Source organism: Pleomorphomonas diazotrophica (genome assembly GCF_002844595.1).
GTDB classification, from domain to species: domain Bacteria; phylum Pseudomonadota; class Alphaproteobacteria; order Rhizobiales; family Pleomorphomonadaceae; genus Pleomorphomonas; species Pleomorphomonas diazotrophica.
The window spans coordinates 282,582-300,779 of record NZ_PJNW01000002.1 but is presented as its reverse complement, the minus strand read 5'-3'; the positions used below and the strand labels follow the sequence as shown (position 1 = coordinate 300,779).

The following is an 18,198-nucleotide window of genomic DNA, read 5'->3' as shown; positions in this document are numbered from 1 at the left end:
GACGGCCTCCGCGGGGATCTGCGGAGGCCGTTTTGCGTAGGTCCGTCTCATCTCAGCGGCATCGCCAACCTCAGATGAGCTGCAGCCCCTTCAGGCTGGCATGACCATCCCGGCCGATGATGATGTGGTCATGCACGATGATGCCGAGCGGCGCGGCGGCCTCGACCACCTGTTTCGTCATGGTGATGTCGGCGCGCGACGGCGTAGGATCCCCTGACGGATGGTTGTGGACGAGAATCACCGCCGTTGCCGCGAGCTCCAACGCCCGCTTCACCACTTCGCGGGGGTAGACGGGCGTGTGATCCACCGTGCCGGTCTGCTGCACCTCGTCGGCGATCATCTGGTTTTTCTTGTCGAGAAACAGCACGCGAAATTGCTCGCGATCCTCGTAAGCCATTGCGGTGCGGCAATAGTCGATCACTGCCGACCAGGACGACAGGATCGGCCGCTTCGTCACCTCGGAACGGGCGATGCGACGCGAGGCGGCGTGAACCACCTTGAAGTCTAGAATGGTGGCGTCGCCGATGCCTTTGACCGTTCTGAGGCGCGCCTCCGGCGCCCCGATGACTTCGGCAAACGAGCCGAAAGCCGCAAGCAGCTGCTTGGCAAGCGGCTTGACATCCTGGCGGGGAATGGACCGGAACAGGACGAGTTCCAACAGTTCGTAGTCGGCCATCGCCGCGTCGCCGCCGGTACGGAAGCGCTCGCGCAGCCGTTCGCGGTGACCGGTATAGTGCGGCGGGGTGACCTTGCCGTCCTGAAATTCGCCCATGGCCGATTCCGTTGTGACGCGCCAACCTAGAGCAACTCCAGCGAAAGTGGGAACCGGTTTTGCATCTGGACTGGCGTTTTAACGCGGGGGAGCTTTCTCGGTGAACCCGAGTTCACCGGAAAAGCCCTGCCAGATTTCAAAAGCATCTCGGCGGCGGACGCGCCCAACGCATTCTCTCGACGAGCACCTGCAACATAACTGTTACGCAGGTCTGACAGGGTGCGGTCGTTCTCGGGGGTGGCTGCGCTCCATGACGCCGTCATGCCGGTGGCAGCCTGAAGCCCCAAGCAGCAGACCCGAACGCCGATTGCGCATCTCCTTGCGAGACGCGTGGGCGGGCGCAGCCTAACCTCGCCCTCTTCAAGAAAGCGGGGCGCCGGGCTGCGGTGGATGTCGGCGTCTGGGCCACGGCTCCGTCTCCCGAAGCCGCCCGACGCCGCATCCATGCCCCGGCCCCACCGCCGGCTGCCTGGGAACTCCAGCATCCTCGGCGAAGGACGCTTGGGCAGAAAATGTCCATGGACAAAACAGCTTCATTGGCCGCTCAGATCTCGGAGATTTTCCGCGGATAACTGAGTGTGATATGGCTTTCATATCGATGATATCTTGAGTAGCAAACTTATATAAAGATTTATGGAAGATAAAATGAGATACATACGATATTTTACGTCAACAATACTATTTATAAGCAATTAAACGTACATTTGGGGATGATGATCTGGCTAATAATATAGATATTTAGCTAGATAGACGATTGAAGTTGCAAATATGCAACATGTATTTTCCTTCCACATATTCGCAGTCGAGTCCGTAATTATGACATTGAATGTCATGTGTGCCTCGTCCATCACGGCGCCCGTGGGGCACCGAACACGGTCCTCACTGCCGCGGGGATGCAATCGGGCTGGGGTGGCCGGAGGCTCCGCGGTAACACATGGGGAACGGCCTCTACCGACGATCGGCAACCGCCACCGTTGAGATTGGAATGGTTCCTCTCGATCCTTTGGAGACCGCGAGATGAATATGAAAATGCTGCTCGGTACCGCTGCCGGCCTGATGGTCGCTTCCGGCGCCTACGCGGCCGATCTTCCGGGCGAGGCCGCTCCGGCCGCCGTCGACTACGTGAAGGTTTGCGACAGCTACGGCAAGGGCTTCTTCTATATCCCCGGCACCGAAACCTGCCTGAGCATCGGCGGTCGTGTTCGCGCCCGCGTGGTCTACACCGACGGCAACTCGGTGAGCGGCGTGACGGGTGCTGACACTGACACCGTCACCTTCAAGACCGATGGCCGCGTTTCCTTCGATGCGCGCACGGCCTCCGATCTCGGCACCGTCCGCTCCTTCTTCCGCATCAAGGCCGATAACGCCGAGGGCTCCTTCGCCGCCGACGATATGTACATTCAGGTCGGCTACGTGACGGCCGGCAAGTTCGCCAATGCCTATAGCGACGCGTTCTACGGCGACACCGGCGCCATCTTCGGCGCCTTCGACCAGAGCTCCACCGGTGCTCAGGTGATCGTGGACAAGCTCGGTTCCGGCTTCTACGTCGGCGCCGGCGTCATGACGTCGCACACCGACAGCGACTGGGACAACACCGCCGCCAAGGACAAGTGGAACTCGGTCGTCTGGTCGACCGGCACCAGCGCCGAGCTGATGTATATCGGCCGCCTCGGCATCACCGACCAGTCCTGGGGCAAGGCCGATCTGTCGGCCTTCTATCAGGCCTTCGACGGCGGCAGCAACGATAACTGGGGCGTCAAGGCGACCGCCGATCTCAAGCTGGTCGACAAGCTGAGCACGCGTCTGGTCGCGGTCTACGAGGACTATGCCGCGGTGAACGACAGCTACTTCGGTGCCGCCGCGGCCCTGAAGTACCAGGCGACCGACGCGCTGGCCGTCTACGCCGGTGTCGGCGCAGCCCTTTGGGACACCGCCGACGAGGCCTACAAGGCGCAGATCGGTGCGGACTATGCCTTCACCAAGGACCTCATCCTGACCGCCGAAGTGAACTACACCAGCGAAGGCGGCTGGGGCAAAAAGGCCGACTTCGGCCCCGGCACGGGCGGCACCGCCGACGACTCCTGGTCGGCCATGCTGAAGCTGACCCGCAACTGGTAAGATCGCTCCCACAAGCGACACGAGGAAAAGGCCCGGCTCGTCCGGGCCTTTTCAACGTATTCAGAAGGCGGCAATCGCCGCGTCGAGCGCTGCCCGTTCACGGTCGGCTTTCGCCTGCGCCTCGGCACGCGCCGCCTCGGCCTCCTCGATCGCCTTTTCGCTGCGCGTCAGCTTGGCGATATAGGACTTGGCGCTGTCGGAGGTTTCCGGCAGGGCAGAGAGATTGGCGCGGATGCGCTCCTGCTCGTCGGCCTGGCGCTCGATGGTCCTCTCGGCTCGCTCGATGGCGCGTTCCGCATCCGCGACCCGCGTCTTGATGGCGGCAATCGCCTTGAGCTTCTCCACCACCGCCGGGTCGGCGCCTCGGGTCGAAGCATAGAACAGCAGCGTGTCGGCGGAACTGTCGGAGAGATGAACCGCCTCCGCGTCGACACGGGTCTCGGTCACTCGAATGTCCTTCGTCATCCCCACCGGGACATCTGTCCGCAGGCGCAGCCGCTCCGGTTCGCTGGACACGACCTCGCCGTCACTCGTCACCTCGGTACCGGCGATGCGGGCATGGTCGATCATCACGGTGCGCGCTTCTTCCTTCGGCGCTGCGAGGTGGTAGACGGTCGTCCAGGCGAGCGATCTCTTCACGTTCAACACGCCATCCCGCGCCGAGAAACCGACAATGGTCTCCACATGATCCCGTTCGCTTGTGACGCGCATCTTCGGGTCGGCGGCAAAGGCCGCAAAGCGTTTCTCGCCGGGTGGAATGCCGGCCACCTGTGCGTCGCCGAGATAGCCGTCCGCGCCATAGACGGTGAAGATGCCCGGTGGCACGCTCTTGCCGGTGGTATTGGACAGGAACACGGCCGCCTGCGGCGCGCTACCGCTGCCCTCGCGCCAGAGCGAGACCACATCGGCGTCGAGATCGGCATCGATGATGGGAACCGTCAGTGTCGCCCCCGCTTTCAGCGTCACCGGCTGCGGCAACGTGAAGGTGACGCCTACGTCTCCCTCTACCGACACCATCTCCTGCCCTCGTGACGGGGCAACCGGTTCCGGCATGACCTCCGCTCGCATCGCCATGGGGGCCGGAGCCGCTGCCGGCATGTCAGCGTCGCCGGACATGTCATACATTTCTTCCCGAGCGCCACCGGCCGCCGCCCCATCGACAAACAGGTCGACCGGTCCGCCGGGTAGCAGAAGCGGCACCTCTCTCCGGTCGCGCCAGTACATGTCAACGAGCCGCTGCTTGAGCGCCACGGGGTCGGCCGACGACAGCGTCAGCTGCACGCCAGTCCAGTCGTCCCCGCTGCCGTTTTCCAGCACAGCCCAGCCCTGGACGCGGTACTTGCCGCCGTCGACCGGCACGATGCGATAGGCCGCCTTCCATACCGGCGCAGCCACGACATAGGAGAGCCGTACCGTCCGCGCGCCCTTCCCGGTCGTTTCAATGGCCAGTGTGCGGAAGTTGGTGTCGGCTGCGGTGCGAACGGCGGTGATCGCCGCGTCGATCCTGGTCTGGAGATCCTTGTCGGCAAAGACGATTCCGGCACCGGGACCGAGCAGAACCTCGGCAAAACTGCCGTCGTCCTGGCGCAGCGTCACCGCCGGCACCTCGATCGGCTGCCCCTCGGTGGCACGCGGCACCTTGCCGACGCCTAAAATGATGCCGCTCGCCTTGTGGCCGACCCCGTCGTCGATCGTTGCGGCATAACCGGTCATGGCGGCAGCGATAGTGGCGGTGGAGGCGAGGTCCTCACGCTTCAGCGGCAGGCGCTTGAAGGCCTCGGCGACGGAGTTGGCGCCGTCGATGGTCACCGAGACGATGGTACCGCCGGGATCGCTGACGAGGAGGCTTTTCAGAACATCGTCGGCCTGGTCGGCTGGAATTTCCAGCGCCAGACGGCTTTCCCCCTCCGCAAGGTCGACGGTGCGGACGATCTCGGCGAGACCGCCCGACGACAGCAGCACCGATCCCACCTTGTCGGCGGACAACGCCGCCGTGGTGAAGACGAAAGGCGACACGCCGGCAAAAAGCACGGCCGCAAACGGCATCGATTTCACGTTGATCTCCCCCGAGACACGGTTTCATCCGATGGCGGCGATCCTGCCCGAGGATTGCGATGGCGCGAAGACCGACCTGTGGCGGCCTTGCGGCTTTTCACGGGGAATCCGGGGTTCTGCGCTTGACAGGATCGGCCGCCACGGCGACCTATCGCCGACCGAAAAGCGAAAGACCCCGGCCCGCCATGATCCACTTCAACCTGCACTGCGCCGCCTGCGGCCACGACTTCGACGACTGGTTCAGCGGCAATGCCGACTGGGAAGCGAAGAAGGCGGACTATGCCTGCCCGTCCTGCGGCACTGCGAAGGTGGAAAAGGCTTTGATGGCGCCCAGCCTCGGCGCAGCCAAGGCGTCCTTTGCCGCCGAGCCGGCCTGCAACCCCTCGACCTGCGCCAATCCCGGCTGTCCGATGGCGGCAGGATTCTGAGTTATCTCAGGCGACCGTCAGCGGCGGCTTGAACAGGCCTTTCGGCGACAGCGTGAATACCTCGCAGCCCGTGTCGGTGACGCCGACGGCGTGCTCGAACTGCGCCGACAGCGAGCGGTCGCGCGTCACTGCCGTCCAGCCGTCGGACAGCACCTTCACATGCGGCCGGCCGAGATTGACCATCGGCTCGATGGTGAAGATCATGCCCGGCTTCAGCACCGGGCCTTCGCCCTTGCGGCCGTAATGCAGGATGTTCGGCGTGTCGTGGAACAGCTTGCCGACGCCATGGCCGCAGAAATCGCGCACCACCGAGCAGCGTTCGCCCTCGACATAGCGCTGGATGGCCTCGCCGATGTCGCCGGTGGTGTTGCCCGGCCGGACGGCGGCAATGCCGCGCATCAGCGATTCATGGGTCACCTCAATCAACCGCTCGGCGGCCCGCTTGATGGCGCCGACACCGTACATGCGCGAGGAGTCTCCGTGCCAGCCGTCGACGATGAAGGTCACGTCGATGTTGACGATTTCACCCTCGCGCAGCGGCTTCTCGTCGGGAATGCCGTGGCAGACCACGTGGTTGATCGAGGTGCAGACCGACTTGGTATAGCCGCGATAATAGATGGTGGCCGGCAGAGCGCCGTGGTCGCGGCCGTAGCCGTAGACGAAGTCGTCGATCGCCTGGGTGGTGACGCCGGGCTTCACGAAATCCACCAGTTCGTCGAGGCAGGAGGCCGTCAACTGGCAGGCCTTGCGCATGCCGTCGAAGTCGGCAGCGGCGTAAAGGCGAATGTCGCCGGTGTTGCGCAACGGAGCGACCGCCGCGTCGACGTAATTGATCATCGGATCAACCAACCTCAGTCTGGCATTGGAAGCCGGGCGGCTTCGCGTTTTGGTCGTCATATACCCAAGCGCCGCGAGAAGTACATGCTCGCTGCGCATTCTGTCAGAAATCGCTCCGGATTTCGATGCCCGCCGGCGTGACCTCGGCACGCACCACCAGCATCTCGACCCCGGCAAGGCGCGCCGTCTCGGCCGCCGCCGCATAAATGGGGTCGATGTCGGCGGCAAGCTGGAACCTGTCGCAATCGCCACGCTGCACCAGATAGACAAGCACGGCCCGAGCGCCCGCCCCCACCATGACGGCGAGCTCGGCCAGATGCTTGGCGCCGCGTGCGGTGACGGCATCGGGAAACTCGGCAATGCCCGGCCGGCGCGACAGGGTGACCGACTTGACCTCGACGTAGCAGGGCGGCCGCCCCTCGCCTTCGAGCAGCATGTCGACGCGGCTGTTCACGCCATAGACCACTTCGCGGCGCAGCGTCCGGTAGCCGGCGAGCGCCGGAACGCGGCCGGCAGCGATCGCCTCGGCGACGATGCGGTTGGAAAGGCCGGTGTCGATGCCGACCAGGGCGCCATTCGCCTCAACGAGCTGCCAGCTCCAAGCAAGCTTGCGCTTGGGATTGCTGGAACCGGCGAGATAGACGCGGGCGCCCGGCGTCGCGAGGCCGAGCATGGAGCCGGAGTTGGCGACATGAGCGGTTACTGCCTCGCCACTGTCCAGGAGACAATCGGCGAGGAAGCGCTTGTAGCGGCGGACGAGCCGGCCGGGCACCAGTGGGAGGGGAAACAGCATGCCGCCTTCTCCCTGTTCCGGCCGCCACCGTCAAGGCGCGGCTTGCGCTTCGACGGCCGCCGACGCAGCCTTGGCGGGGACGAGACGATCGAGAATGTCCCTGGCCACCGGTTTGTAGTCATCGTTGAAGTGATGACCACCGGGATGGACGAGCAGGCTGAATCCCTTGTCCTTCGGCAGGCGGATACAGGCCGTCTCGTCGTCCTCGCTACCGTAGATGCACTGCACCTTGGCCGGCTCGATCTTCAAGAGATCGGACAGGGTCGACGGTCCGTTCGGGTCGGTCTTGCCGCCGAGAATGCCGGAGACCTGGATCTCGAACTGGCGGGCGCCGGTGTAGGCGATGAGCGAGATGAGATCGACGTTGGCCTTTCGGTCGTCGGGCAGTGCCTCATAGATCGCCGGCAACGCATCCGCGCCGAAGGAATAGCCTATGAGCATCACCTTGTGGACGTTCCACTTCTTTTCATAGGCGTCGATGACCTTGGCGAGATCGTCGGCCGCGGCGGCGGGATCCACGTCGTTCCAGAAGTAGCGCAGAGAGTCGATGCCGACCACGGGAACGCCCGCCTTGGCGAGATAGCCGCCGATCTCTGCGTCGATATCGCGCCAGCCGCCGTCGCCCGAGTAGATGATCGCCATGCTGTCGTGTTTCGGCGCGGCGGCCAGCGCGGTGATCGGAATGCCGGCGAGCGGCGACCCGCTGTCCTCATCGCGAGCCAGCTGCTCCAGCAGCGCGCCGTCGAGGGTCCGCCCGGCGCCCTTGACGCTCTTGGCGGTGGCGATGGGAAAGCCCGACCCGATCAGTTCGTTCACATGGGCGGCGCCGTCCGGATCGGTGTGACGGGTCAGGTAGACGTCGATCGGATCGGGGAGATGGCCCTTTTGAAGCTCGTAGACCCAGCCGTTGCCGTCGGCGCTCTTGACGTGCTTGGCCTCGCTGCACAGCTCCTTGCGAAGCGGCAGCGCGGCACGCGGGTCAACGGCGATGGTGCGGCCGATCGTCGCATCCGGCGACTGGGCGGCGAGCGCCAGCGCGAAGGTACCGCCGAGACCGGAGCCAGCGATCACAGGCGAATGGTAGCTGTCGACGTCCAGCACGCGCTGAATGTTCTGGCTGACCTGTTCGACATCGGAAACGAAGTAGACGCAGTCGTCCGGCAACTTTTCCGCCTTGGCGAAGGTGGCCGGCGTGTCGATGCCGACGACGACGGCGCCGTTTGCCGCATAGCGGCGAGCCTGCACGCGATCCCAGAAGCCATAGCCGCCATCCCCCGACAGCAGGTAGATGAGGCCGGTCGGCTCGCTGCGCGGCGCGATCACCTCGGCGATGCCGAGCGTGTCCGTCTTGTCGATCGGCAGATGCGGAAAGAGGTGGAAAAACGTGCCCGCCCCGATGCCGGCCAGCGTGAGGACGCCGACCATGACGAACAATATCAGTCGCTTCATTTGGAAACGGCTCCCTTGAGGCCGCGGGAGATGACGAAGGTGACGTCGGCCAGAGCCAGGAGTGGATTGAGGCCGCCGGCCACCGCCATGTAGCGCTGCCGCCAGACAGGATCGAACTTGGTCTTGAAGGCGCGCAAGCCGTGGAAGTTGTAGAAGGCATTGCCGTGCTCGAAGGCGGCGCGGCCGAGCTTGTGCCAGAGCGGCGCCATCGGGCTGTCGGAGAGGCCGGCGAGCGGCGCCATGCCAAGGCTGAAGCTGGCAAAGCCTGCCGCCTTGAAATGCAGGAGCACCCGGGTGAACAGCAGTTCCATGGTGCCGTTGGGCGACTTCGGCGTGAAGCGCATTAGGTCGATGGCCGCTTCCCGGCCATCACCAGAGATCATCAACGTCGCAAAGGCGAAGATGCGCCCTGCCCGTTTCAGCACTGCCACCGGCTGCGATGCGACATAGTCGGACTCGAAGGCGCCGAGCGAGAAGGTTTTCTCGCGTGCCTTGCGGGCCTCCAGCCAGCTCGTGGACACCGTCGAGAGTTCATCGAGAACGGCCGGCACGCCATCGGCCGGCACCACCTCGAAGACCACGCCGTCGCGCTCGGCCTTGTTGATGGCGTTGCGCAAGTTGCCGCGGCGCGTGCCTTTGATATCGAAGGCGGCGAGATCGACGATCGCCTCCTCGCCGAGCTTGAAGGCCGAAAGGCCGGCATCGGCATAGAGCGAGAGGCTCTCGGCCGGCACCTGGTAGAACACGGCGCGGCCGCCGTGGGCGCGGGCCATCTCGATGAAACGCCAAGCGAGTTCGTGCTGGCCCGCCTCCGTGCCGACCGGATCGCCGAGCGATATCCAGGAACGGCCGCGCTTGGCATACATCAGAAAGGCGCTGCCATCGTCGGAGAACATCAGGTTCTTGTCGCCCATCCGCACGAGGTTGGCCGACGCATGACCGCCGCGTTCGAGTATGGCCACGGCGCGCCGAACGTCGTCCGCGTTCGCCGGCTCGATGCGGCCGGACGGCGGCCGGATCAGCAGCCAGGCGGCGACGGCGGCCATGGCGAGCCCGATGCCGACGGCGGCACGCAACGAGCGCGGCGCGGCGGCCGACATCTCGAACTGCCACCAGAGGTCATGGCTGTAGGGGACTTCCTTGTAAACGAAGAACAGGATGCCCAGGGCAAGCGCCAGGATCGAGGCGATGCACAGCCACCATGACGGGCTGAGCTGGTCGTGCAGCAGCGATGCCGGGCGGATATAGAGGTGCCGGGCTGAGATGAGACTGACGATCAAGATGGCGAGCAGCACGGCCTCGCCGACCGCCAATGCCTTGAGAAGCGCCAGCGGAATCGACAGGGCCGCCAGCGTCATCGTCAGCCACCATGCGCCGTCGAGCCGGTGCACGAGGCCGCGACCGGACACCAGCAGGAAGACGCCGATCACCGAGCCCACGAAGTGTGAGCCCTCCACCAATGGCAGCGGAATGAAGGCCGACATCAGGTCGAGCCGCGTGTCGGCCGGCGGCGTCACGCCGGAAAACACCAGCATGGCGCCGAGCACGATGGCCAGCGTACCGAGCATGACCGGCGTGATGCCGGACACCGCCGCCACGAGCGCCGGACTGGCCATGGTGGCCCGGCGCGCCTCGCTGACGATCATCGCCCCAACGGCTACGACAAGCGGCACCACGTAGTAGATGATACGGTAGAGAAGCAGGGCCGAAATCACCCCGTCAATCGGCAGCCGTGTGCAGAGCGCGCCGACGACGATGGTCTCGAAGATGCCGACGCCACCCGGCAGATGGCTAAGCACACCGGCGCCGATCGCTACCGAGAAGACGGCGAGAACCACCGGAAACGACACGTCGCCATCGGGAAGCAGCACGTAAAGCACGGCGGCCGCGCAGGTCACATCCACCGACGTTGCGAGAAGCTGCGACAAAATGTCGGAAGTCCCGGGCAACGCCACGGCGCGGCCGAACACGGTCACTGAACCGCGCCGCAGAGTGGCGAAAACCAACACCGCCGCAACGCCGGTGAGAACTAGGACTCCGATGCCGCGCACCGTGGCGCCGGGCAGACCGATCAGCGCGGCGAGATCTGACCCTGAAATGGCGAGCCCCAGGCCGGCCACGAAGGCGAGCCCGAAACCGAAGGCCGCCGCGACATAGGCGACCACCTTGGCGATCGCCTCCGGCTCCAGGCCGAAGGGCGAGTAGAAGCGGTAGCGGACCGAACCGCCGGTCAACGGGCCGAAGCCGGCGATGTTGCCGACGGCGTAGGCGCAGAAGCTCGCCAGCGCCACCAGCCGATAGGGAAGCCTCGCTCCGGCGAAACGGAGCGCATGCACGTCATAGACGGAAAGGGCCAGAAAACTGCCGGCCATGAACAGCAGGGCCAGGCCGACTCGCGACCAGGGGGTGTTCTCGATGGCGGTGATGAGGTCGTCGTAGACGATGGCCGACAAAAGACGAGACAGCGCCAACACCGACAGCCCGACGATGAGAAGCGCCACCGCCGCGATGAGCACCGGCTTCAGTCGGATGAAGCGAATGGGCTGCGCGACAGGAGCATCGGAGGGGCCCGAAGGCAATGCGGTGGGCATGATCGACCTGAAAAAACAAAGCCGGGCGGGCGCCCTGCAATGGGCGCCTTATCTTGCTCGATTGCGTCAATCCGGCGGCAGGTCCGACGTCGGAACTTTAATTCCGCGTAATGTTGGCGATTGTCTCGCGCCCCGGAATACCCGACAAACGAGGCAACGATTCCAAAGGCTCAGACATCCATGACAGCCCAGTCCCCCAGCGCCGCCGTCCTCATCATCGGCGACGAAATCCTGTCCGGCCGCACCCGCGACAGCAACTCAGGCCATATCGCCGCCTTCCTCACCGAAATTGGCATCGACCTCCGGGAAATCCGCGTGGTTCCCGACGAGGAGGACCGCATCGTCGCGGCGCTCGATGCGCTGAGGACCGCCTATACCTACGTCTTCACCACCGGCGGCATCGGGCCGACGCACGACGACATCACCGCCGACGCGGTGGCCAAGGCCTTCGGCGTTGCCATCGAATATCATCCCGAGGCCATCGAGATCCTGCGCCAGCACTATGTGGCGCCCGAGGAGTTGACCGAGGCCCGTCTCCGGATGGCGCGCATCCCCGTCGGCGCCACGCTGATCGACAACCCCGTCTCCAAGGCGCCCGGCTTCCATATCGGCAATGTCTTCGTCATGGCCGGCGTACCCAAGATCATGCAGGCAATGCTGCTCAACATCGAGAAGGAACTCCATGGTGGCGTTCCGGTGCAGTCGGTCACCGTCGACTGCCCGTTCGGCGAAGGGGTGATCGGCACCGCGCTTGGCGAGGTGGCAGAGGCCCATCCGTTGGTGTCCATCGGCAGCTATCCGGTGCTTGCCGCCCGCAACTTCTCGACCAAGCTGGTGATCCGCTCGCGCGATGCGGCTGCACTCGCCGTGGCCAAGACGGCGGTGGAAGCCATGCTCGCGGACATAGCCCGCCACAAAGCCGGGGATAGCACTCTCACCGACTATTGAAATCGACACGAAACGGGCATTTGAGAAAGCTCGACGCCAGATCTCGAAGGATCGCCACCATGTCCCCGCAAGACGCCCAGCCGCTCGCTCCCAAGGCTTTCCCGGTTTCCTGGGATCAGTTCCACCGCGACGCCCGGGCGCTGGCCTGGCGGCTCGCCGGCCTCGGCGAATGGAAGGCCATCGTCTGCATCACCCGCGGCGGTCTGGTGCCGGCGGCCATCGTGGCGCGCGAGCTCAACATCCGCATCATCGAAACGGTCGGCATCGCCTCCTATCACGACTACACCACGCAGGGCGAACTGCAGATCATCAAGCAAGTGAGCCCTGATATCGTCGCTCTCGACGGTGGTGAAGGTGCGGGCGTGCTGATCATCGACGACCTCGTCGACACCGGCAAGACGGCCCGCATGGTCCGCGACATGCTGCCGAAGGCGCATTTCGCCACCGTCTATGCCAAGCCCAAGGGCCGGCCTCTGGTCGATACCTTCATCACCGAGGTCAGCCAGGATACGTGGATCTACTTCCCCTGGGACCTGGGTTTTGCCTTCCAGCCGCCCATTTCCCGGCAGGGCAACGACTGATCTGCTAAAATTCTATTCACCATGTAAATAACTGATTCGCAGACTTTTAAGGCGGCTAAACCGACTTCCGGTTGTCCGCCTCGAAAAGGCGTGGCCTGATTCTCGCCGCATTTCTCCCTGTTTTGAGCCTCCGTCGCTGATCGCCGGTAACCGCCGGTGGTCCCTATGGAGGCTCGTCCGCGCTGCCAACGCGGGTCAAACAGGATTGACTGAATGCTCTTCAAAACAAGCGCTGCACGCGCTTTTTTCACGGCCGCCATGGCGGTCGCGTTTTTTAACCAGGCAGCGCCGGCGCTGGCCCAATGCGGCAAGGCATCCTGGTATGCCGAGCGCGGGCGCACCGCGAGCGGCGAGCGCATGAAGGTCGGCTCCCGCACCGCCGCCCATCGCACCCTGCCCTTCGGCACCCTTGTCGAAGTCGAAAATCTCAGAAACGGTCGCACCGTGGTGGTGCGCATCAACGACCGCGGTCCATTCATCAAGGGGCGAGTCATCGACCTGGCCCGCACCGCCGCCAACGAACTCGGCATGGTGAGCTCCGGCACGGCCAACGTCCGTTTGTCGGTGCTCGGTGGCAAGGACGCGCCGCCCGCCAAGATGTGCGGCTGATCCATCCTCCGAGGCGGCGCTTCCGGGAACTGAACGGAAGTGCCGCTCCGCCTCGATCGGTGGCGATCGGGGCTTGACCCGACCGCCTCGGCCAGCAATATCGCCGGCAACGCGGACGTGGCGAAACTGGTAGACGCAAGGGACTTAAAATCCCTCGGCCTTGGTCATGCGGGTTCGATCCCCGCCGTCCGCACCATCCCTTTGAGAGAGGCGCCTCAAGGCGCGGATTCCAACAGATAGCTGGTCCAACGCTCGTTCCGGTCCGTCACCGGATCGCATGGCTAGCTTCGACAGGGACCGCTGCTATCGCCAAGCCCTATCAATGCCCCAGGCAACGCGCGAAACATGAGCCCGCCGGTTGATTTATTTCGATCGGTAACATTACGCGCAAATACGGTTTCCGGCGGCGGGCATTCGCGCAAAAGTAACTTCATATGTAAAGCAATTTTTAGCACCAACGTGACCGGGTTGGCTCTGGCCGGCTCGGTCTTTTATCTTGCACGTCGCGCTGCTGCGCAAAGCCCTTCGACTCCATCGGCTTTTCCGATCGCAAGTATCGTAGCTTCCCGTTTCCGGTGAAGGACATCCGTCGTTAATCTCTTCTCGTCGAGCGTCTAGACGCGCCGTCCAGCCGAGGAGATAGAATTTGTCAGACACAAAAACTTGCGAGCATGTTCTTGTTGTGGGCGGAAGCTCTGGAATGGGGTTCGCACTTGCTTCACGCTTGCTTGCCAGTGGAACCGCCGTGACTATAGTTGGTCGGTCGTTGGATCGACTGAACGAGGCACGGGCGACACTTGGCGACAGGCCCGAGTTGAACACCGTCGTCGCCGATGCCACGCGGGAAGACGAGGTGGAGCGCCTGTTCGCCTCGATCGGCCCGCTTCATCACATCGTGTCCACGGCTGCCGACGTGGGAGGAGTGTACGTTCCGCTGCCAGAGATGCAGGTTTCGGTTGCGCGCCGCGTTATCGATTCCAAGGTGCTGGCGCCGCTGCTGCTAGCCAAGCACGGTGCTCCACGCCTTGAAGCAGGAGGATCGATCACTTTCACCTCCGGCATTGCTGCCTATCGGCCAGCGGCGAAGGGATCGGTGGTTGCCGCCATCAACGGCGCGCTCGAGTCCCTTGTCTATGCGCTGGCCGTCGAGTTGGCGCCGATCCGCATCAACGCCGTTTCGCCCGGTTGGGTCGATACGCCCATTTGGGACTCGGTCGCCGGCAAAGGCAAGACGGCGGCCCTCGAGGCCATGGCGAAGCGCCTGCTGGTTCGCCGGATTGGCCATCCGGACGACATTGCGCAAGCCATCGAGTCGATCATGCGCAATGGATTTATGTGCGGCACCGTCGTTCACGTCGATGGCGGCCAACGGTTGGTGTGAAGCCGAAAATGGTCTCGGACGGCGGCGAGAAATGCCGCCGTCGCGGGAGATTGAACCCGTCTGTGCCGCCACAGCATCGAAATGGGCGTGCTCCCCGCCCCAGCCCAGGGCTTGGCGACAAGCCGAGAGGTTCGCGCGGCCACGGCCGAGGCCGGCACCAGTGCACAGCCCTGACCGGCTTCGACAAGCCCCAAGATGGCACCGATGCTTGCCGCCTCTCCCAAGCGTTTCGGCTCTCCGGGCAAGCCCCCCATCGCTTCATCGAACATCTTCCTGTAGACGCAGCCGCGTGGCGTAACGACAAACATCTCTTCGGACAGGTCTTCCGACAAGAGCGTGGCACGCCCCGCCAACCTGTGACCTGGCGGCAAGACAATCAAAAGTTCCTCGTCGGCCAAGACCTCGCTGCGGATGGCGGGCACCGTCGGCGGCGCGCCAAACATGAATGCCACGTCGAGCTCGCCTCCCATCAAGCCGTTACGGAGCCCGCTGCTGTCGGCGGCCTTGAGTTTGAGTTCCACCGAGGGATGCGCGCGTCCGAAATCGGCGAGCAATCCAGGCAAACGCGTCGAGCAAAGCGTTTCCAGGCCGCCAACGGCCAGCGCCCCCGAGACGGCAGCCGAGGTCATGGCGACGGCGGAGCGTGCCTCGCCGGCAAGATCAAGAAGTTCGACCGCGTAGGGAAGCAACCGCTGACCCGCCGACGTCAGCGCCAATCTTCGGTGAGATCGATCAAAGAGGCTCACGCCAAACTCGGCTTCCAAAGCCTGGATCTGCTCCGTCACACTCGATTGGGACAGATGAACGGCCTCGGCCGCGCGGGTGAAATTCAAAGTTTGCGCAGCTGCAATGAAAGCTTTGAGATGACGAAGTTGCACGGACAGTCCGCTCCCGAGTTCCCAACCAAACTGCCGAAGTCTCGCATAGAACAGCGAGCTTTCTAAGTGAAAATAACTACAAGCCGAATAGGCTACGGGAAAACAACTACACAGGCGAAATTACCCGCAGGTAAACCGTTTTTATTTCCGGACCAACGACTTAAACGTTTTTAGATCGCTTGCGTTTCTGCCGCCAAAGTCTGATCTAGACATCAGGAAATAACTTCCGGCGTCAGCCAACCGACTGACACCACGCCTGAATTTGCCACCGAGAGCCCGCCTGCCACCGCCTCCCACAAAGAGTCGGAACGGACTGCCATGTCCGGACGAGCCCTCCCTCGTTCCGACAGGAGACTGAGATGACCGTGATGAACTTCTCCATCCCCCGCACCATCATCTATGGCGAGGGCTCGCTCGCCAAGCTTGCCGACCTCAAGGGCAAGAAGGCGGCGCTGGTCACCGGCGGCAGCTCGATGAAGCGCTTCGGCTTCCTGGATCAGGCGATCGCCATCCTCAAGAAGGGCGGTATCGACTCCATCGTCATCGACGGCGTCGAACCCAACCCGTCGGTCGAAACCGTCTGGCGTGGCGCCAAGGCCATGCAGGACTTCGAGCCCGACTGGATCGTCGCCATCGGCGGTGGCTCGGCGCTCGACGCCGCCAAGGTGATGTGGTGCTTCTATGAGCATCCGAACCTCACCTTCGAGGACATCATCCCGGTCGGCGCCATGCCGCCGCTCCGCAACAAGGCCCGCTTCGTCGCCATTCCCTCGACGTCCGGCACCGCCTCGGAAATCACCGCCTTCTCGGTGATCACCGACACCAAGAACCACATCAAGTACCCGATCGTCGCCGCCGACATGGTGCCGGATATCGCCATCCTCGACCCTGCCCTGCCGATGGTGATGCCCGCCAACGTCACCTCCAACACCGGCATGGACGTGATGTGTCACGCCGTGGAAGCCGTCGCCTCGATCGCCGCGACCTCGTTTACCGACCCCTATGCGGTGGAAGCGATCAAGCTGGTGCTGGAGAACCTCGAGAAGGCCTTCACGACGCCGACCGACAAGACGGCCCGCTTCAACATGCACAACGCCTCGGCGCTGGCCGGCATGGCCTTCACCAACGCCTCGCTCGGCCTGGTGCACTCCATGGCTCACAAGATCGGCGGTGAGTTCGGCGTGACGCACGGCCTCGCCAACGCGATCATGCTGCCCTACATCATCGACTTCAACCGGCAGTTCACCGACAAGTATGCCTATGTGGAGCGTGTGCTTGGCATCAAGGACCTGGCCCAGGCGATCCGCGACCTCAACAAGAAGCTGGCCATTCCCTCGACCTTCAAGGACTGCGACGAGGTCGACTTCGACGAGACCAAGTTCAAGACGGTGTTGAACCGCATGAGCGAGAACGCCTTCGCCGATCCCTGCACGCTGACCAACCCCGGCACGCCCTCGGTCACCGACGTCAAGGCGCTCTATACGGCCGCCTATTACGGCTGAGAGCAGCGATCACAGATCCGATCGGGCGCGGCATCCACAGGTGCCGCGCCCGTTCTTTTGTGGATGTACAATATCAAGAATTTTGCCCCTCCCCGCATTTTCCCGGATTGTTCGAGAGCTATACTAAAGGCTAAAAGTGATAATCATTTGCAACAAGGAAGCGCGGACGCGAATTGCTGCCGCCGAGGCGCTTCCAGATGGTATCGCATCGTCTCCGGGCCTTGCTTGGTTGTTCAAAGGATGGCGGTCGCTGGTCGCGCGGCGCCCGTCGTCTTCGTCGCCCTGGATCAGTCACTCCTCATGCGACGGTGGTGCTTCGGCGGTTCCCCGCCAAAACGATCGGTTCCCGCGTTGTCCGTGCGGGCGATCGCAGACTTCAGGCCGGATATCCTCTGGATATTCGGCCTTTTCTTTGCCTGCTTCCGGCCGCCTCCCATGTCAAATGCCGCTTTGGAATCGCAAACCGATGTTCTAAACAGAAGAAAATTCTGGCCGCCTGGGAGAACAAGATGACGTATTGCGTTGGCATCCTCGTCAAGGAAGGCCTGACGATGATCGCGGACACGCGCACCAACGCCGGTCTCGACAACGTCTCCCAGTACAAGAAGCTGCATATCTTCGAGAAGCCGGGCGACCGCATGATCGCCGTTGCCACCGCCGGCAATCTCGCGATCACCCAGGCCGTGCTGTCCTTCCTCAATGAAGGCATCGAGAACAAGGACACCGGCCAGATGGAAACCATCTGGACGACACCGTCGATGTTCAAGACGGCCCAGCTCGTCGGCCGCGCCGTGCGCGAGGTCTACCGCATCGACGGAGAAGCGCTGGAACAGTCCAACGCCGGCTTCGAGGTGACCATGCTGGTCGGCGGCCAGGTGGCCAAGGGTCGCCTCCGCCTGTTCATGGTCTACCGCCAGGGCAACTTCATCGAGGCGACGGAAGACACGCCCTTCCTGCAGATCGGCGAGCACAAATATGGCAAGCCCGTCCTCGACCGCGCCATCACCTTCGCCACCGATCTCATCGAGGCGACCAAGCTTGGTCTGATCTCGATGGATTCGACCATGCGCTCCAACCTCGGCGTCGGCATGCCCATCGACCTGGTGACGGTGAAGCGCGACGCCATCGCCCACGACATCCTGCACCGCATCGAGGCGGGCGAGCCCTATTTTCACGATCTGCGCGAACGCTGGAGCGCCGCCCTGCGCGCCGCCTACCGGGCGATCCCCATTCCGCCGTATAAATAAGGCTTAGCC

At 63.6% G+C, this 18,198-nt stretch carries 15 protein-coding genes and 1 tRNA gene; 9 read left to right on the top strand and 7 right to left on the bottom strand.

Annotated elements, in window-relative coordinates; translation table 11 throughout:
• Positions 1 to 70 precede the first annotated feature (70 nt).
• Positions 71 to 772 carry a RadC family protein gene (gene radC, locus CXZ10_RS02390; protein ID WP_101287351.1) on the bottom strand — a complete coding sequence of 234 codons (702 nt, stop codon included), beginning with the start codon at positions 770 to 772 and terminating at the stop codon, positions 71 to 73.
• A gap of 1,017 nt (positions 773 to 1,789) precedes the next feature.
• Between radC and CXZ10_RS02385 the strand changes: the two genes are divergently transcribed.
• Complete coding sequence (locus tag CXZ10_RS02385) at positions 1,790 to 2,890, top strand: porin (RefSeq protein ID WP_101287350.1); 1,101 nt, start codon at positions 1,790 to 1,792, stop codon at positions 2,888 to 2,890.
• 60 nt (positions 2,891 to 2,950) lie between these two features.
• On the opposite strand, the gene CXZ10_RS02380 is transcribed toward CXZ10_RS02385, so the two are convergent.
• Positions 2,951 to 4,936, bottom strand: coding sequence for a DUF4139 domain-containing protein (locus CXZ10_RS02380; protein WP_101287349.1), 1,986 nt, complete (start codon positions 4,934 to 4,936; stop codon positions 2,951 to 2,953).
• A 194-nt stretch (positions 4,937 to 5,130) separates the two neighbouring features.
• Here CXZ10_RS02380 and CXZ10_RS02375 point away from each other — a divergent pair, with 194 nt between their 5' ends.
• Positions 5,131 to 5,373, top strand: coding sequence for a DUF1178 family protein (locus tag CXZ10_RS02375; RefSeq protein ID WP_101287348.1), 243 nt, complete (start codon positions 5,131 to 5,133; stop codon positions 5,371 to 5,373).
• Between the two features lie 6 nt (positions 5,374 to 5,379).
• On the opposite strand, the gene map is transcribed toward CXZ10_RS02375, so the two are convergent.
• From map to mprF, 4 genes are all read right to left on the bottom strand, one after another.
• Positions 5,380 to 6,210 carry a type I methionyl aminopeptidase gene (gene map, locus CXZ10_RS02370; protein WP_101287347.1) on the bottom strand — a complete coding sequence of 277 codons (831 nt, stop codon included), beginning with the start codon at positions 6,208 to 6,210 and terminating at the stop codon, positions 5,380 to 5,382.
• Between the two features lie 103 nt (positions 6,211 to 6,313).
• On the bottom strand, positions 6,314 to 7,003 hold the full coding sequence (gene sfsA / locus CXZ10_RS02365; protein WP_101287346.1) for a DNA/RNA nuclease SfsA: 690 nt from the start codon (positions 7,001 to 7,003) through the stop codon (positions 6,314 to 6,316).
• A gap of 30 nt (positions 7,004 to 7,033) precedes the next feature.
• Entirely contained in the window at positions 7,034 to 8,452 is a 1,419-nt protein-coding gene (locus tag CXZ10_RS02360; RefSeq protein ID WP_101287345.1) for an AcvB/VirJ family lysyl-phosphatidylglycerol hydrolase, read from the bottom strand.
• On the bottom strand, positions 8,449 to 11,043 hold the full coding sequence (mprF, locus tag CXZ10_RS02355; protein WP_101287344.1) for a bifunctional lysylphosphatidylglycerol flippase/synthetase MprF: 2,595 nt from the start codon (positions 11,041 to 11,043) through the stop codon (positions 8,449 to 8,451). The genes CXZ10_RS02360 and mprF overlap by 4 nt, the downstream gene beginning before the upstream one ends.
• A gap of 180 nt (positions 11,044 to 11,223) precedes the next feature.
• Between mprF and CXZ10_RS02350 the strand changes: the two genes are divergently transcribed.
• The 5 genes from CXZ10_RS02350 (at position 11,224) to CXZ10_RS02330 (ending at position 14,562) form a co-directional block, all read left to right on the top strand.
• Positions 11,224 to 11,991, top strand: coding sequence for a competence/damage-inducible protein A (locus CXZ10_RS02350; RefSeq protein WP_101287343.1), 768 nt, complete (start codon positions 11,224 to 11,226; stop codon positions 11,989 to 11,991).
• 59 nt (positions 11,992 to 12,050) lie between these two features.
• Positions 12,051 to 12,572, top strand: a complete 522-nt coding sequence (gene gpt / locus CXZ10_RS02345) for a xanthine phosphoribosyltransferase (RefSeq protein WP_101287342.1) — start codon at positions 12,051 to 12,053, stop codon at positions 12,570 to 12,572.
• Positions 12,573 to 12,785: 213 nt separating this feature from the next.
• Positions 12,786 to 13,181 carry a septal ring lytic transglycosylase RlpA family protein gene (locus CXZ10_RS02340; RefSeq protein ID WP_101287341.1) on the top strand — a complete coding sequence of 132 codons (396 nt, stop codon included), beginning with the start codon at positions 12,786 to 12,788 and terminating at the stop codon, positions 13,179 to 13,181.
• 111 nt (positions 13,182 to 13,292) lie between these two features.
• A tRNA-Leu gene (locus CXZ10_RS02335) sits at positions 13,293 to 13,377 on the top strand.
• Positions 13,378 to 13,827: 450 nt separating this feature from the next.
• Positions 13,828 to 14,562: an SDR family oxidoreductase gene (locus CXZ10_RS02330; protein ID WP_101287340.1), complete on the top strand. Its 735-nt coding sequence runs from the start codon at positions 13,828 to 13,830 to the stop codon at positions 14,560 to 14,562.
• Here the strand turns inward: CXZ10_RS02330 and CXZ10_RS02325 are convergent.
• Entirely contained in the window at positions 14,532 to 15,440 is a 909-nt protein-coding gene (locus CXZ10_RS02325; RefSeq protein ID WP_101287339.1) for a LysR family transcriptional regulator, read from the bottom strand. The two genes, CXZ10_RS02330 and CXZ10_RS02325, sit on opposite strands and share 31 nt — an antisense overlap.
• A 359-nt stretch (positions 15,441 to 15,799) precedes the next feature.
• Here CXZ10_RS02325 and CXZ10_RS02320 point away from each other — a divergent pair, with 359 nt between their 5' ends.
• Together CXZ10_RS02320 and CXZ10_RS02315 are read left to right on the top strand one after the other, a co-directional pair.
• Positions 15,800 to 16,942 carry an iron-containing alcohol dehydrogenase gene (locus CXZ10_RS02320; protein ID WP_101287338.1) on the top strand — a complete coding sequence of 381 codons (1,143 nt, stop codon included), beginning with the start codon at positions 15,800 to 15,802 and terminating at the stop codon, positions 16,940 to 16,942.
• Between the two features lie 509 nt (positions 16,943 to 17,451).
• Positions 17,452 to 18,189 (top strand): proteasome-type protease, encoded by a 738-nt coding sequence (locus CXZ10_RS02315; RefSeq protein WP_101287337.1) that lies wholly within the window; start codon positions 17,452 to 17,454, stop codon positions 18,187 to 18,189.
• The last annotated feature ends 9 nt before the right edge of the window (positions 18,190 to 18,198 follow it).